The 14,595-nt window shown below is 69.9% G+C and carries 14 protein-coding genes and 1 pseudogene; 8 read left to right on the top strand and 7 right to left on the bottom strand.

Annotated features, from left to right (window positions below; genetic code table 11):
• The first annotated feature begins 7 nt into the window (after positions 1 to 7).
• Positions 8 to 1,390: an exodeoxyribonuclease VII large subunit gene (xseA, locus tag AC1Z3W_RS33000; RefSeq protein WP_057926102.1), complete on the top strand. Its 1,383-nt coding sequence runs from the start codon at positions 8 to 10 to the stop codon at positions 1,388 to 1,390.
• A gap of 238 nt (positions 1,391 to 1,628) precedes the next feature.
• The gene (sodB, locus tag AC1Z3W_RS32995) at positions 1,629 to 2,207 is read left to right on the top strand and encodes a superoxide dismutase [Fe] (protein ID WP_044848579.1); all 579 of its coding nucleotides are present in this window, start codon (positions 1,629 to 1,631) and stop codon (positions 2,205 to 2,207) included.
• 108 nt (positions 2,208 to 2,315) lie between these two features.
• Here sodB and chrA read toward each other — a convergent pair whose 3' ends face one another.
• Together chrA and AC1Z3W_RS32985 are read right to left on the bottom strand one after the other, a co-directional pair.
• The gene (chrA, locus tag AC1Z3W_RS32990) at positions 2,316 to 3,527 is read right to left on the bottom strand and encodes a chromate efflux transporter (protein ID WP_483509320.1); all 1,212 of its coding nucleotides are present in this window, start codon (positions 3,525 to 3,527) and stop codon (positions 2,316 to 2,318) included.
• A 99-nt stretch (positions 3,528 to 3,626) separates the two neighbouring features.
• Positions 3,627 to 4,334, bottom strand: a complete 708-nt coding sequence (locus AC1Z3W_RS32985) for a Crp/Fnr family transcriptional regulator (RefSeq protein WP_057926216.1) — start codon at positions 4,332 to 4,334, stop codon at positions 3,627 to 3,629.
• A gap of 81 nt (positions 4,335 to 4,415) precedes the next feature.
• Between AC1Z3W_RS32985 and AC1Z3W_RS32980 the strand changes: the two genes are divergently transcribed.
• From AC1Z3W_RS32980 to AC1Z3W_RS32970, 3 genes and pseudogenes are all read left to right on the top strand, one after another.
• Complete coding sequence (locus AC1Z3W_RS32980) at positions 4,416 to 4,940, top strand: Mpo1 family 2-hydroxy fatty acid dioxygenase (protein ID WP_124833696.1); 525 nt, start codon at positions 4,416 to 4,418, stop codon at positions 4,938 to 4,940.
• Positions 4,933 to 5,049, top strand: a pseudogene (locus AC1Z3W_RS32975) (2-dehydropantoate 2-reductase N-terminal domain-containing protein); the annotation flags it as partial. The gene AC1Z3W_RS32980 and the pseudogene AC1Z3W_RS32975, both read left to right, overlap by 8 nt.
• A 239-nt stretch (positions 5,050 to 5,288) precedes the next feature.
• Positions 5,289 to 5,912, top strand: coding sequence for a class I SAM-dependent methyltransferase (locus tag AC1Z3W_RS32970; RefSeq protein WP_057926098.1), 624 nt, complete (start codon positions 5,289 to 5,291; stop codon positions 5,910 to 5,912).
• Positions 5,913 to 5,927: 15 nt separating this feature from the next.
• Here the strand turns inward: AC1Z3W_RS32970 and AC1Z3W_RS32965 are convergent, their stop codons facing one another.
• Together AC1Z3W_RS32965 and mdtD are read right to left on the bottom strand one after the other, a co-directional pair.
• Positions 5,928 to 7,202 carry an EAL domain-containing protein gene (locus tag AC1Z3W_RS32965; protein ID WP_124833697.1) on the bottom strand — a complete coding sequence of 425 codons (1,275 nt, stop codon included), beginning with the start codon at positions 7,200 to 7,202 and terminating at the stop codon, positions 5,928 to 5,930.
• Between the two features lie 180 nt (positions 7,203 to 7,382).
• Positions 7,383 to 8,819: a multidrug transporter subunit MdtD gene (mdtD, locus tag AC1Z3W_RS32960; RefSeq protein ID WP_057926096.1), complete on the bottom strand. Its 1,437-nt coding sequence runs from the start codon at positions 8,817 to 8,819 to the stop codon at positions 7,383 to 7,385.
• Between the two features lie 229 nt (positions 8,820 to 9,048).
• On the opposite strand from mdtD, the gene AC1Z3W_RS32955 reads away from it, so the two are divergent.
• Positions 9,049 to 9,372: a DUF2917 domain-containing protein gene (locus AC1Z3W_RS32955; protein WP_483509319.1), complete on the top strand. Its 324-nt coding sequence runs from the start codon at positions 9,049 to 9,051 to the stop codon at positions 9,370 to 9,372.
• Here the strand turns inward: AC1Z3W_RS32955 and AC1Z3W_RS32950 are convergent.
• Positions 9,345 to 10,577 (bottom strand): citrate/2-methylcitrate synthase, encoded by a 1,233-nt coding sequence (locus AC1Z3W_RS32950; protein ID WP_057926094.1) that lies wholly within the window; start codon positions 10,575 to 10,577, stop codon positions 9,345 to 9,347. The genes AC1Z3W_RS32955 and AC1Z3W_RS32950 overlap by 28 nt on opposite strands.
• Positions 10,578 to 10,716: 139 nt before the next feature.
• Here AC1Z3W_RS32950 and AC1Z3W_RS32945 point away from each other — a divergent pair, with 139 nt between their 5' ends.
• The gene (locus AC1Z3W_RS32945) at positions 10,717 to 12,108 is read left to right on the top strand and encodes a CoA transferase (protein ID WP_057926093.1); all 1,392 of its coding nucleotides are present in this window, start codon (positions 10,717 to 10,719) and stop codon (positions 12,106 to 12,108) included.
• A 21-nt stretch (positions 12,109 to 12,129) separates the two neighbouring features.
• Here the strand turns inward: AC1Z3W_RS32945 and AC1Z3W_RS32940 are convergent, their stop codons facing one another.
• Positions 12,130 to 12,876: a GntR family transcriptional regulator gene (locus tag AC1Z3W_RS32940; protein ID WP_057926215.1), complete on the bottom strand. Its 747-nt coding sequence runs from the start codon at positions 12,874 to 12,876 to the stop codon at positions 12,130 to 12,132.
• 167 nt (positions 12,877 to 13,043) lie between these two features.
• Here AC1Z3W_RS32940 and AC1Z3W_RS32935 point away from each other — a divergent pair, with 167 nt between their 5' ends.
• Positions 13,044 to 13,889 carry an aldo/keto reductase gene (locus AC1Z3W_RS32935; RefSeq protein ID WP_057926092.1) on the top strand — a complete coding sequence of 282 codons (846 nt, stop codon included), beginning with the start codon at positions 13,044 to 13,046 and terminating at the stop codon, positions 13,887 to 13,889.
• Between the two features lie 10 nt (positions 13,890 to 13,899).
• On the opposite strand, the gene AC1Z3W_RS32930 is transcribed toward AC1Z3W_RS32935, so the two are convergent.
• Entirely contained in the window at positions 13,900 to 14,592 is a 693-nt protein-coding gene (locus AC1Z3W_RS32930; protein ID WP_483509318.1) for a hypothetical protein, read from the bottom strand.
• Between the last annotated feature and the right edge of the window lie 3 nt (positions 14,593 to 14,595).

Genomic DNA, 14,595 nt, shown 5'->3' with positions numbered 1-14,595 from the left:
ATCGCCCATGCTTTCCGACTCCTCTTTTTCCGCTCCCGGCGCCACCCGCGGCGGCGACGAAGTGATTCCCGTTTCGGCGCTCAATCGCGCGATTTCGACGATGCTCGAGCGCTCGTTTCCGCTGCTGTGGATCTCGGGCGAAGTGTCGAATTTCACGCGCGCCGCGAGCGGCCACTGGTATTTCTCGATCAAGGATCAACAGGCGCAGATGCGCTGCGTGATGTTTCGCGGTCGCGCGCAGTATGCGGAATTCACGCCGCGCGAAGGCGACCGGATCGAGGTGCGCGCGGTCGTCACGATGTACGAGCCGCGCGGCGAAGTGCAGCTCAATGTCGAGGCCGTGCGGCGCACCGGGCAAGGCCGCCTGTACGAGGCGTTCCTGCGGCTGAAGGCGCAGCTCGAGGCCGAAGGCCTGTTCGCGCCGGAGCGCAAGCGCGCGCTGCCGGCACACCCGCGCGCGATCGGCATCGTCACGTCGCTGCAGGCCGCCGCGCTGCGCGACGTGCTGACCACGCTCGCGCGCCGCGCGCCGCACATCCCGGTGATCGTCTATCCGGCACCCGTGCAGGGGGCTGGATCGGCCGAGAAGCTCGTCGCGGCCGTGCAGGCCGCAAACGCGCGGCGCGAGGTCGACGTGCTGCTCGTCTGTCGCGGCGGCGGCTCGATCGAGGATCTGTGGTCGTTCAACGATGAAGCGCTTGCGCGTGCGATCGCGGCGAGCGAACTGCCGGTCGTGAGTGGCGTCGGCCACGAAACCGATTTCACGATCGCGGACTTCGCGGCCGACCTGCGCGCGCCGACGCCGACCGGCGCGGCCGAGCTCGCGAGTCCGCAGCGCGCGTTGCTGCTGCGCGAGGTCGCCGACCGGCAGCGCGCGCTGGCGCGCAGCCTGGAACGCGGGCTCGAGCAGCGTGCGCAGCAGCTCGACTGGCTCGCGCGCCGGCTCGTCAGTCCGGCCGAACGGCTGCAGCGGCAGCGCATCCACGTCGAGCAACTGGCCGTGCGGCTTGCGTCGGCGGCGTCACGGCCGGTGCGCGACGCGCGTGCGCGTTTCGCGCTCGCGCAACTGCGCTGGCAGCGCGCGCGGCCCGACCCGGCGCAGGCGCGCCATGCGCTCGTGGGACTGTCGCAGCGTCTTGCGGTGGCGCTGCAGCGCCGTCACGAGCGCGACACCGCGCGGGTCTCGGCCTGTGCGGCGCGGCTCGAGGTGCTGAGCCCGCAGCGCACGCTCGAGCGCGGCTACGCGGCGCTGATCGATGCGCAGACCGGCCGCGCGGTGCGCGCGCCCAATGCGCTGAAGCCGCAGCGGCGCCTGACCGTGCATCTCGCCGAAGGCTCGGCCGACGTGTCGCTCGCCGACGTGCAGCCGCGGCTGACCGACACGTTCTGACGCGCGCGGCGTAAGCGAAACGCAGGTCGCGCGTCCGGCGTGCCGGGTGCGCCGGGCCGCGGCCGGGAACGGATGCTGCGCCTCGTCGTCTCGTCCTGCCGGATGAAGCGCCAACGCCGATTTTCTGCATACCGCGGATAAATGCCCGTGAGTTTGCGGGGATATTCGGACTCGCCTACAATCGGACGCTCGGCAGCATTCAACACAGCCTCCCTACATACTCAACGAAGGAATCGCCATGGCTCATACGCTCCCGCCGCTCCCGTACGCTGAAGACGCACTCGCGCCGACCATCTCGAAAGAGACGATCGAGTACCACTACGGCAAGCACCATCAGGCATATGTGACGAACCTGAACAATCTGATCCCGGGCACGGAATTCGAAAACCTGTCGCTGGAAGAGATCGTGAAGAAGTCGTCGGGCGGCATCTTCAACAACGCCGCGCAAATCTGGAACCACACGTTCTTCTGGAACAGCCTGTCGCCGAACGGCGGCGGCGCACCGTCGGGCGCGCTGGGCGACGCGATCAACGCGAAGTGGGGTTCGTACGACGCGTTCAAGGAAGCGTTCACGAAGGCCGCGGTCGGCACGTTCGGTTCGGGCTGGGCATGGCTCGTGAAGAAGGCTGACGGTTCGCTCGACATCGTGTCGACGAGCAACGCAGCAACGCCGCTGACGACCGCCGACAAGCCGCTGCTGACGATCGACGTGTGGGAACACGCGTACTACATCGACTACCGCAACGCACGTCCGAAGTTCGTCGAAGCGTTCTGGAACATCGTGAACTGGGACTTCGCAGCGAAGAACTTCGCGTAAGTCCAGGCGTCCTGCGCGTCCTTGCGGCGCGCGGCACCTCAAAAAAGCCCTCGTCAAGAGGGCTTTTTGTTTTTGTCGGGCGTGAATCGGCGCGCGGGATTCACCGGATCACGCGATCATCGTCGACATCCAGCCGAGCGCCGCGCTCGCGATCACGACGGCCCATGGCGGCACGCGCCAGAATGCAAGCGCGACGAATGCGACGAGCGCGGCCGCAAAATCGCGTGGCGACACGATCGTGTCGCTCCACACCGGGTGATAGAGCGCGGCGAGCAACAGCCCGACGACGGCCGCGTTCACGCCCGCGAGTGCTGCCTGCATGCGCGTGCTGCGGCGCAGGCGTTCCCAGAACGGCGCGGTGCCGGCGACGAGCAGGAACGACGGCGCGAAGATCGACACGAGCGCGATCGTCCCGCCGAGCCAGCCGTTCGGCGCGTCGCGCAACGACGCACCGAGGAAGGCCGAGAACGTGAAGAGCGGCCCCGGCACGGCCTGTGCGACACCGTAGCCTGCCAGGAACGCCGAATCGCCGACCCAGCCGGGCGCGACCACGGCGGCCTGCAGCAGCGGCAGCACCACGTGGCCACCGCCGAACACCAGCGCACCGGTGCGGAAGAACGCGTCGACGACGGCGAGCGCATTGGAATGGGCCGCGCGGGCCGCGACCGGCAGCGCGACGATGAGTGCCGCGAACAGCGCGAGCCACAACACGCCCGCGCGGTGCGACACATGCAGCGGCAACGGATCGTGGGCACCGCGCTCGGGCTGCGGCAACAGCACGAGCCCGGCTGCCCCCGCCGCGACGATCACGGCCACCTGCAGCCACGCGGTCGGCACGAGCAGCGCGATGCAGGCCGCGATCGCCATCAGCGTGCCGCGGCGCGCATCCGGGCACAGCGTGCGCGCCATGCCCCACACCGCCTGCGCGATCACCGCGACCGACACGATGCGCAGCCCGTGCAGCGCGCCGGCGGCGACCGGCATGCCCGTCGCGTGCACGCCGAGCGCGAACAGCATCATCAGCAGCGCCGACGGCAGCGTGAAGCCGAGCCATGCGGCGAACATTCCCGCATAGCCCGCACGCGACAGGCCGATCGCCATTCCAACCTGGCTGCTCGCGGGCCCCGGCAGGAACTGGCACAGCCCGACGAGATCCGCATAGGCGCGCTCGGTCAGCCAGCCGCGCCGCGTGACGAACGCGTCGCGGAAGTAGCCGAGATGCGCGACCGGGCCGCCGAACGACGTGAGGCCGAGCCTCAGGAACGCGACGAACACGGGCCATGCGGGGCGGGACGGGGTGGTGACGGTCGACGTGTTCAAGTGCGGATGCGGGGAAGGCGAGGGAGCCGCCACGATAGCGCAATGCCATGACGGCGGGAATGCGGTGTTGCGGCGCTTGCGGCGATTGGCGCGGCGGTGTCAGTACGTGCCGTCGGGCAGCCCGCTCGCGCGCCGCAACGCATCGACGTCGACGAGTTCGATCTCGCCGACATGGAGCCGCACGACGCCGTCGGCCTGCAGCGCCTTCAGCAGCTGGTTGGTGGTCTGGCGCGTCAGCGACAGCATCGCGGCGAGCTTTTCCTGTGACAACCGGATGCGCGTGCGGCCGGCGCTGATTCCGCCGTAGCCGCCGGCGATCATCAGCAGCCGCACGGCAAGCCGCTGCGCGGCCGGCATCACGCTCATCGATTCGACGGTCAGGAAGCTCAGCCTGAGCTTTTGCGCCATCAGCAGCGCGAACTGCCGCCAGTATTGCGGCGTCGCGTCGAGAATCGCGAGCAGCGCGGCCTGCGGGACGTGCAGCAGCAGCGTGTCGTCGAGCGCGATCGCGTCGTGCGTGCGCGGCTGGCCGTCGAACAGCGCAATCTCGCCGAACCACGTGACGGGTTCGGCAACCGTCAGCAGCGCTTCCTTGCCCTGCGGATCGACCGCGCCTATGGTGAGGGAGCCGGCCAGCACCGCATACAGCCCGCACGGCGGGTCGCCACGGCGGAACAGTGCGTGGCCGGCCGGCAGGTGCCGCAGTGCGGCGCGGGCGAGCAGGTCTTCGCGCAACGCGGGCGGCAGCGCGGCGAACCACGGGTGCGCTTCGATCTGCGGCAGGTAGGGGGCGAGCGACGAGGGCACGGGCATGCGATGTCGGGTAGCTGACAGAGGTTCTCGGGCGTGACGCGCATCATAGCGCTCAATGATCGTTCAGGAGACGCCGTGAAGACGCTCGAAGACCACCTTTCCCAGTATGCGGCCTACCATCGCGACGCGCGCAACATCGCGACGCATCTGGTCGGCATCCCGATGATCGTGTTCGCGGTCGAGGTGTTGCTGTCGCGGCCGGTGCTCGGCATGCTGGCCGGCGTCGCGCTGTCGCCGGCGCTGCTGCTCGCCGTGGCGTTCGCGGTGTTCTACCTGCGCCTCGACCTGCGCTTCGGCGTGGTGATGACCGCGCTGTTCGCCCTCGGCCTGTGGGCCGCGCAGACGCTTGCACTGCTGCCGACCGTGCAATGGCTCGGCATCGGCATCGGCGCGTTCGTCGTTGGCTGGATCGTGCAGTTCGTCGGGCACTGGTTCGAGGGGCGCAAGCCAGCGTTTGTCGACGACCTGGTCGGTTTGATGATCGGGCCGCTGTTCGTCGTCGCCGAAGTCGCGTTCTTCGCGGGCCTGCGCGGCGACGTGCGCCGCGAAGTCGAACGGCGTTCGGGGCCCGTGCACGGCGGCGCGCATTCGCATGTCTGACACGTCGGCCGCGCCGGTCTGCGTGTTCGGCGCGGGCGCGGTCGGCTGCAATCTCGGCGGCCAGTTCGCGGCGGCCGGTACGCCGGTGACGCTCGTTGGCCGCGCGCGTCGGCGCGCAGGCGCAGGTCAACGCGCGGCTGTGCGCGCTCGTTCACGACGCGGAAACGGCCGCATCGCGGCCGGCCTGGCGCGGCGATGGCTGTGGGCCGAGCTGACCGCGCCGACGTGTCGCGCGGGCGACGTGCGAGCGGCATAGGGCCGCCTGCCACGCAGCTCACCACGCGTGATGCGCAACGGCTAAGATGCGGGGTGCGTCGCACGACAGGACGCGTATGCGGAGCAATCGCCATGGTGGATCGCCCGACTCTCGATGCCTACGAGGCCCATGCCGCTCAATACGCGCAGGACTGGCTCGACCAGGCCGCCCCCGACGACATGTATGCGCTGCTCGAGCAGTATTTCTCGCCGGGGCCGACGGCCGATGTCGGCTGCGGCGCGGGGCGCGACACCGCATGGCTTGCGTCGCAAGGATTCGACGTGCGCGGCTACGATGCGAGCGCCGCGTTGCTCGCCGAGGCGCGCCTGCGCCACCCGTCGCTGACGTTCGAGCTGGCTGCGCTGCCGGCGCTCGCCGGCGTGCCGTCCGGCGCGTTCCGCAACGTACTGTGCGAGACGGTCGTGATGCACCTCGAACAGGCGGATGCGGCCGCGGCGGCCGCGCGGCTGGCCGCGCTGCTGATGCCCGGCGGCACGCTGTACCTGAGCTGGCGGGTGGCCGGCAACGGTGCGCTGCGCGACGAGCGCGGCCGCTTGTACACACCGCTCGATTCGGCGCGCATGCATGCGGCACTCGGCGCTGGCATGCATGTGCTCGACGAGCACGAGGTGGTCAGCGCGTCGTCCGGCAAGCGCGTGCACCGGCTGATCGTGCGCCGCGCCGAGGGCGTCGATGGTGTCGACGGCGCCGCATGAGCGCGGCGCGCGCCCTCATTCGCGGTTGAGCGCCGCTTCCCAGTTGATGTCCACGCACAGCACCTGCATGCCGGTCGCGGTCGTCGCGGCGACCGATGCGGTCACGCACAGGTGCGCCTCGTTGATCGACAGGTACGGCGGCGTCAGATGCACGCGGCCCGGCGCACGCATCGCGTGGATGAAGTAGGGGCGGCGCTCCCAGCTCGCGCCTTCGGAATGCAGCAGCGGCCGGAAGCGCTTCGCACGCTGCGATACGCTGCCGCGCGCGAGCACGTTGTCGCCGATCTGGCGGCCCGATGCATCGAGCAGGAAGCAGCGCGCGGTTTCCGGCAACCCGAGCACGGCGCCGGCCGCGTCGATCAGCGGCTCGCCCGCGGCGAGCTTCTGGCTCGCTTCCTCCAGCGCGGCGACATACGGCGCAAGGCGCTCGGCCTGCGTGCGCTCGCGCTGCGCGACGCGCAACCGCAATGCGGCCGACAGCGTGTCCATGCAGCCGGCGGCGGCCTGCGGTTGCACGGGGTCGACGCTCGGCCCCGCGAAGTACTGCCCTTGCACGAAATCGACGTCGCATTCGAGCGCGATCAGCGCGTCGCGCTCGGTCGAGAGCCCGCCCATCAGCACGAGCTGCCCGGATTCGTGCAGCAGCGACACGAGCCCCGGCAGCACGCGTTCGAGATGCGAATGTTCGCTCGCCTGCGCGAGGATCCCGCGGTCGAGCGTGACGATGTCGGGGTGCAGGTGCCACACGCGGTCGATGTTCGAATGCTTCGCGCCGAAGCCGCCGAGCGCGATCAGGAAGCCGGCCTTGCGCAGCCCGTCGACGATCGCCGCGTAGCGCGGCGTCTCGCCGCCTGCCTGCTCGGGCACCTCGAGCACCACGCGGTGCGGCGGCAGGCCGAGCGCCTTCAGGTTCGCGAGCAGCGCGTCGCCGTAGATGGTGTCCATCAGCGCGGCCGGATGCAGGCTCAGGAAGAGCCATTCGTCGTGGCTGTCGAATGCGTGGAAGTTGCCGAGATGCAGCGATTCGGCGAGCCGGCCGAGTTCGAGCAGGTCGCCGCGCCGCGCCGCCTGCGTGAACACCTCGTGCGACGCGACCTGGCGGCTTTCCTCGTCGTGCGCGCGCAGCGACGCGTGATAGCCGATCGCGCGGCGGTGCGACACCGAGAAAACGGGCTGGAACACGCTGAACACGGTGTACGCGCCGTACAGCACGGTGCGCCGCTTTCCGTCGTCGCCGGCGACGGGGCGGGGCGGCTGGAAGCCGGGTGGATCGATGTCGATCATGCTCATGATGTCGGCCGAAGGAAGACTGCCAGTTTACCTACAGAATAGGCGAGCAAGAAGCATGCACGACATCGCGCCCCATGCGGCGGCCTGTCGCGGCCCCCGGTTGCCGCGCGGTGCGGCATTGGCGCACCGACTTGGTGCGCGGCGCGCCGTCGTGGCGATTGTGGCGGCGTGAGCCGTGCGTTACGCGCGTTCGGACGGATCGGTCTTGTGCGCGCGGCCGCGGATTTCGGGCGCGAGCTGCGCGAAGATCCACGCGGACGCAGCCGTGATGATCCCGACGCAGATGAAGGTCGCATGGAACGCGGGCAGCGTGTTGCTCGGCGTGACGGTGCGCAGCATGCCGGTGAAGGTCGCGAGCAGCGCGCCCGCGACGGTCACGCCGAGGCTCATCGACAGCATCTGCACGAGCGAGAACAGGCTGTTGCCGCTGCTCGCGCCGCCGGTGCCGAGATCCTTCAGCGTCAGCGTGTTCATCGCGGTGAACTGCATCGAGTTGAAGCCGCCGAACAGCGCGAGGTGAACGACCTTCACCCACACGGGCACCGAGTCGCGCATCAGCGCGAAGCTCGCCATCATCACGCCGACCATGATCGTGTTCGCGAGGAGTACCTTGCGGTAGCCGTGCCGGGTGATCAGGCGCGTGATGATCCGTTTCGAGAACATCCCGGCCGCCGCGACCGGCAACATCATCAGCCCGGCCTCGAACGCCGAATACCCGAGGCTCACCTGCAGCAGCAGCGGGATCAGGTACGGCATCGCGCCGCTGCCGATCCGCGCGAACAGGTTGCCGAGCAGGCCGACGCTGAACGTATGGATCTTGAACAGTTCGAGCGAGAAGATCGGCTGCGGCGCGCGCACTGCGTACAGACCGTATGCGACGAAGCACGCGAGGCTCAGGATCAGCAGCACGAGCACGGCCGCGTGCTGCATGCCGAGATCGGCGAGCCCGTCGAGCGATAGCGAGATCGCGACCATTCCGATCGTCAGCAGCAGGTAGCCCTTCAGGTCGAAGCGGCCGACGGCCGGGTTGCGCGAGTCGGGCATCGAGTAGAAGGTCGCGATGCAGCCGGCGACGCCGACCGGTACGTTGATCAGGAAGATCCAGTGCCACGACGCGATCTTCACGAGCCAGCCGCCGAGCGTCGGCCCGATCAGCGGCCCGATCAGTCCGGGAATCGCGACGAACGACAGCGCGGGCAGGTAGCGCTCGGCCGGGAACGTGCGCAGCACGGCGAGGCGACCGACCGGCAGCAGCATCGCACCGCCCACCCCCTGTATGACGCGGAACACGACGAGCTGCTGCAGCGTATGCGCGTTCGCGCACAGCAGCGAACCGAGCGAGAACACCAGGATCGCGCTGAAGAACACGCGCCGCGTGCCGAACGTGTCCGCGAGCCAACCCGAAACGGGAATCATCACCGCCATCGTCAGCGAGTATGCGATTACGACCGACTGCATCCGCAGCGGCGATTCGCCGAGACTCACGGCCATCGACGGCAGCGCCGTGTTGACGATCGTCGCATCGAGCGTCTGCATGAAGAAGCCCGTCGCGACAAGCCACAGCATCACGGTAAGGTTCTTTTCGCCGGAAGCGGCGGCGGGCGGGCGTTGGAACATGGGGGCAGGGCGGTGGCGCGGGACAGCCGCCATTGTAGGCAAAGCAGCCGTGGCGCGCAGGATGGGTCCGGGCGCGAGGGCCGGACGGCCGCGGCACGATACCGGGCGGACAGCCGTCCGCCGGCGGACCGGTACAGTTCAGCCGGAAGCGTCTGCAGGCGTATCTGTGCGTGTGTTGCCACTGTCCGAAATACTGGTGTCATCGAACCCACGCGACCCGGAGGCGGCCATGCGCGAACTGCGACTTTACGAGATGGATGGCAACGAGCCGGCCGGACGGTGGCGGATCGTCGATCGCACCGCGCTGCAGGTCGCGGACGGCGGCTTGTGGGTGACGATCGAGGGCCGGCCCGACGATCACTGGCTGCGTGCCGGCGAGGCGCTGGCGCTGCTGCCCGGCATGCGCGTATGGATCAGCGCGGCAGCGGGCGGTGCGGTGTTCGCCTTTGGCCCGCAGGCGGCGCCGGCCGTGCAGGCCGCGCCGATCGCGTGGCGGCGGTTCGCCGCATGGCGCGGCGGCCGCGCTCAGGCAGTTGCATCGCTGCCGACGTAGCGCGCGCGGGGCCGGATCAGCTTGCCGTCCGCATACTGTTCGAGCGCGTGCGCGATCCAGCCCGCGGTGCGGCCGGCCGCGAACAGCGTGAACGCGGCGCCGTCGGGCAGCGCAAGCGCGCGCTCCAGCACCGCGAGCGCGAAATCGATCGCCGGCCGCAGGCCGGTCGCCGCTTCGACGCGGGCGGCGAGCGCGCGGGCCGCCTGTAGCGGTGCCCGGTCGGGCAACGTCGCGTGCAGTGCGTCGAGCAGCGCGCGTGCACGCGGATCGCCGTCGGGATAGAGCGGGTGCGCGAATCCGGACAGCGCCGTGCGCGCGCCATGCGTGCGTTCGTCGTGCGCGACGCGCAGCGCGAGGTAGCGGTCGAGGTCGGCGGCGCGGGCCGCTTCGTCGAGCAGCGCACCCGCGCGGAACGTCTCGCCACCGTGGCGCGGGCCCGACAGCGCGGCGAGCCCGCCCGCGATCGCACCGAACAGATGGGTGCCGGTCGACGCGATGCAGCGCACCGCAAAGGTCGACGGGTTCAGTTCGTGATCGGCGCACAGCACGAGCGCGCGGCGCAGCAGGTCGGCTTCGTCGTGCCGCCGGATGCGCCACGCGGCGGCGAGCTGCCGATGCACGGGCGCGTCATTTGGCGCGCTGCCGGCCAGCGCGGCCGTCGTCACGCGCAGTAGCAGCGTGGCGGCGTCGAACTGTGCGTCGCGCCCCTGTGCCCACAGACGCGGCAGCGACGCGGCCGCGGCGGGAAGCAGGACCAGCGTGCGTTCGAGCGGCGCGAGATGCGTCCAGCGGCGAGCCCAGTCGTCCCATTGCGCGGCGTCGAAACCGGTCGACGCAAGCGATACGGCGGCGAGCCGCGCGGGCGGACAATCCCACAACCGTGCGGCCGCTTCCTCGAGCGTCGCATCGTTCGCGAGCGCGATTGCGTCGGCGCCGCGGTAGCGCAGGCGGCCGTCGGCGATCTGCGTGATCCGCGACTCGAGCACGGGCACACCCCAGTCGAGCGAACGTTCGGCGACGCCGCCCGCCCGTTTCGCATCGGCGCGGCGGCGCGCGAGCAGGCGCACCTCGTCCGCGTCGTAGCGGCGGCGCTTGCTCGCGCCGTCGGGGAGCGAGCGCAGCAGGCCGCGGCTCACATACGCATAAAGAGTGCTCACGCTGACACCGAGGATGCCGGCGGCTTCCGGCGCGCTGAGGGACGTCATGCGGATCGCTCCTGCCGGGGCGCATGAAACGCGGCCCGGCTACAACTATTCGTTATGCATTGATTCGCGCAATCAAGATTGATCGTGCCTGTCGCGAATTCTAGACTCGATTCCGTCTCCTCAACGGTTCGCTTCCACCATGACACCCGAACTGGCATTGACCCGTTTGTGGCAACTCGCGCACGGCGAACCCGGCGCGCTGGCCCGTGCGGCCGTGACGGGGCAGGATCCGACGCTGCCGTCGACATTCCACGTCGGTACGCTCGCCGCGGCGACGATCGCGGCAGCCGGGCTCGCTGCGGTCGAATGCCACCGGCTGCGCACGGGCGTCGCGCAGCGCGTCGACGTGTCGATGCACGACGCGCTCGTCGCGTTCCGCAGCGAACGCTACCTGCGCGTGGACGAAGGCCCGCCGCCCGAGCTGCGTCATCCGGTGACGGGCTTTTACGACACGCGCGACGGACGCTGGATCCAGCTGCATGCGAACTTCGCGCATCACCTGCACGGGATTCTCGACGTGCTCGGCTGCGGCCCGCAGCGCGACGACGTTGCCGCGGCGATCCGCACGTGGGACGGCGTGGCACTCGATACCGAACTGGCCGAGGCCGGCCTGTGCGCAGCATTGATCAGAACCCCTGACGAATGGGTCGCGCACGACCAGGCACGCGCGCTCGCGTCGCTGCCGCTGTTCGAGATCGAGCGGATCGGCGATGCGCCCGTCGAGGCGATCGGTCGCGGTGAACCCGACCAGCCGCTCGCGGGCGTGCGCGTGCTCGATCTCACGCGCATCATCGCGGGGCCGGTCGCGGGCCGCACGCTTGCGTCGCACGGCGCGCAGACGCTGCTCGTCAACGGCCCGCACCTGCCGAACATCGCGTCGCTCGTGATCGACAACGGGCGCGGCAAGCGCTCGACGTGGATCGACCTGCGCGAGACGACGGGCGTCGCCACGCTGCGCGCACTTGCACGCGATGCCGACGTATTCCTGCAGGCCTATCGCCCCGGCGCGCTGGCGGCGCGCGGGTTCTCGCCTCACGCGCTCGCGGAACAGCGGCCCGGCATCGTCTGCGTGTCGGTTTCCGCGTACGGACATGCGGGGCCGTGGTCGATGCGGCGCGGCTTCGACAGCCTCGTGCAGTCGGCGAGCGGCATCGCATGGAGCGAGCAGCACGCCGCGCACACGGACGGCCCGCGCCATCTGCCGTGCCAGGCGCTCGACCATGCGACGGGTTATCTCGCGGCATTCGGCGCGATGATCGCGCTCGCGCGCCGGGCGACGGAAGGGGGAAGCTGGCACGTGCGGTTATCGCTCGCGCAGACGGGGCGCTGGCTGCAATCGTTCGGCGTGGTGCCGGACGGCCTGCACGCACCGGATTTCGCGCCTGACGACGTGCGCGACCGGATCGACCGGAGCGCGTCGCCGTTCGGCACGATCGATGCGGTGCGCCCGGCCGAACGCCTGTCGGCGACGCCGCCGCGTTTCACTCGGCCGCCCGTGCCGCTCGGCACGGACGAAGCGCGCTGGCTGTGAGCGCGAGTGGCGTCGTGCGCGTTACTTGCGCAGCTCGACGACGAAGTCGTAGTAATCGTTGCGGCAGTAGGTGTCGGTGAGCTCGATTGCACGCTGGTCGGCCGTATAGCCGATCCGCGTGATCAGCAGCAGCGCGTCGTGCGGCGCGATGCCCATCTGTTGCGCGATCTCGTCGGTCGCGTTGACCGCGCGGAAGTGCTGCAGCGCGCGCACGATCGGCGTGCCGCGCGCTTCGAGATAGCTGTATAGCGAACCGCCGATCGCCTGCGGATCGGGAATCAGCGTGGCGGGGAACGTCGAGTTCTCGACGGCCATCACGATGCCGTCGGCGAGGCGCAGGCGTTTCAGCCGTGTAACCGATGCGGCCGGCGACAGGCCGAGCTGAATCACTTCGTCGCGATTCGCCGGCTGGATCTCGCGCTCGAGCCATTGCGAGCTCGGCTTGAAGCCGCGGCGCTCGAGCATCTCGCTGAAGCTCGACAGCCGCGACAGCGGATCCTCGTAACGCGGCTGGATGAAGTTGCCGGCGCCCTGCGTGCGGCGAATCAGGCCCTGCTCGACGAGCAGCGCGATCGCCTTGCGTGCGGTGATGCGCGACACGCCGAGCGCCTCGGACAGCACGCGCTCGGACGGTAGCGCCTCGCCGGCCGCCCAGCGATTGTCGTGGATCGCGTCGCCGAGCTTGCGGGTGAGCTGCAGGTAGAGCGGCGTGTCGTTGTCGGGGTCGGGGCGCAGGTCCTGCCAGCGGTCGTCCGTGGGTGCCTTCATGGAATGGGTATCGATCAGGTTGCCGGCCATTCTAAGTCATCATGCGGCGCCGTTATAGCCGGTTTTTGCCGTGCAATAGGTGAACGCCGCACCGATTGACTACACTGATGCGTCGTATTTGATGCTTCGGTCGCGGTGTGCGGCCACGAATCTGCAGCGAGGAACGCATGACAGACACGATCGCCACGGTCGTCCTGCCGGACGGCGAGACGATTCCGAAGCTCGGCCTAGGCACCTGGGAAATGGGCGAGCGGCCCGCGCGCCGCGCCGACGAGATCGCCGCATTGCGCGAGGGAATCGCGCTCGGGATGACGCTGGTCGACACCGCCGAGATGTACGGCGACGGCGCGACCGAGGAACTCGTCGGCGAGGCGTTGACGGGTCTGCGCGACGACGTGTTCCTCGTCAGCAAGGTGTATCCGCATCACGCGAGCCGACGCGGCGTCGTCGCCGCATGCGAGGCGAGCCTCAAGCGTCTGCATACCGATCGTCTCGACCTGTACCTGCTGCATTGGCGCGGTTCGGTGCCGCTCGAGGAGACGGTCGAGGGGTTCGAGGCGTTGCTGCGCGCGGGCAAGATCCGCCACTGGGGTGTCAGCAACTTCGATACGGCCGACATGGCCGAACTCGTCGACGACGCAGGCGGCGGCGCGTGCGCGATCAACCAGATCCTCTACAACATCGCACGGCGGGGCCCCGAATTCGACCTGCTGCCGTGGCTCGCCGACCACCGGATGCCGGCGATGGCCTACAGCCCGGTCGATCATGGGCGGCTGCCGAAGCGCTCGCCGCTCGACGAGATCGCGCGGCAGCGCGGCGTGTCGGTGACGCGCATCGCGCTTGCATGGGTGCTCGCACAACGGGGCGTGTTCGCGATTCCGAAGGCGTCGCGGATCGAGCACGTGCGCGACAATCGTGCGGCGCTCGATCTCGTATTGAGCGAAGACGAGCGCGCGCAGCTCGACGGCTATTTCCGTCCGCCGCGCAGCAAGCGCGCGCTCGAAATGCTCTGACTGCACCCGGTCAGGCGATGCTTCGGTCAGTGGCCGTGGCCGCCGGCTGATCCGCCGTTACCGCCATTGCCACCGGCACCGCCGTTGCCAACACCGTTGGCACCGCCGTTGCCGGCGCCACCACTGCCGTTGCCATTACCGTTGCCACCGCCATTGCCATGGCCGCCGACTCCTTGGCCGCCAGCGCCACTGCCACTGCCGTTGCCAGCACCGCCGCTGCCGCCATTACCGTGACCGCCGTTGCCGCCGGCATTACCACCACCATTGCCGTTGGCGCCGCCATTGCCGGCACCACCATTGCCATTTCCGTTTCCGCCGCCGTTTCCGCCGCCGTTTCCGCCGCCGTTTCCGCCGCCGTGACCACCGCCGTGACCACCGCCGTTGCCGCCGCCGTTGCCGCCGCCGTTGCCGCCGCCGTGACCACCGCCGTGACCACCGCCGTTGCCGCCACCGTTGCCGCCGCCGTTGCCGCCGCCGTTGCCGCCACCGTTGCCGCCACCGTTGCCGCCACCGTGACCACCGCCATTGCCACCACCGTTGCCGCCGCCGTTGCCGCCGCCGTGACCACCGCCGTTGCCGCCGCCGTTGCCGCCACCGTGACCACCGCCGTTGCCGCCACCGTTGCCACCGCCGTTGCCGCCACCGTGACCACCGCCGTTGCCACCGCCGTGACCACCGCCGTTGCCACCGCCGTGACCGCCACCGT

It is taken from the genome of Burkholderia sp. 10_S31 (genome assembly GCF_056930375.1).
Note: the sequence above shows the minus strand (reverse complement) of the source record. Positions and strands in the feature narration are given on the sequence as shown.

Excerpts from the sequence above, each read along its gene's own strand:
- AC1Z3W_RS32950 (WP_057926094.1), bottom strand. The coding sequence starts at position 10,577 with ATGACGTCCCTCAGCGCGCCGGAAGCCGCCGGCATCCTCGGTGTCAGC.
- mdtD (WP_057926096.1), bottom strand. The coding sequence starts at position 8,819 with ATGTTCCAACGCCCGCCCGCCGCCGCTTCCGGCGAAAAGAACCTTACC.
- AC1Z3W_RS32970 (WP_057926098.1), top strand. The coding sequence starts at position 5,289 with ATGGTGGATCGCCCGACTCTCGATGCCTACGAGGCCCATGCCGCTCAA.
- xseA (WP_057926102.1), top strand. The coding sequence starts at position 8 with ATGCTTTCCGACTCCTCTTTTTCCGCTCCCGGCGCCACCCGCGGCGGC.
- AC1Z3W_RS32965 (WP_124833697.1), bottom strand. The coding sequence starts at position 7,202 with ATGAGCATGATCGACATCGATCCACCCGGCTTCCAGCCGCCCCGCCCC.
- AC1Z3W_RS32940 (WP_057926215.1), bottom strand. The coding sequence starts at position 12,876 with ATGAAGGCACCCACGGACGACCGCTGGCAGGACCTGCGCCCCGACCCC.
- sodB (WP_044848579.1), top strand. The coding sequence starts at position 1,629 with ATGGCTCATACGCTCCCGCCGCTCCCGTACGCTGAAGACGCACTCGCG.
- AC1Z3W_RS32935 (WP_057926092.1), top strand. The coding sequence starts at position 13,044 with ATGACAGACACGATCGCCACGGTCGTCCTGCCGGACGGCGAGACGATT.
- AC1Z3W_RS32945 (WP_057926093.1), top strand. The coding sequence starts at position 10,717 with ATGACACCCGAACTGGCATTGACCCGTTTGTGGCAACTCGCGCACGGC.
- AC1Z3W_RS32955 (WP_483509319.1), top strand. The coding sequence starts at position 9,049 with ATGCGCGAACTGCGACTTTACGAGATGGATGGCAACGAGCCGGCCGGA.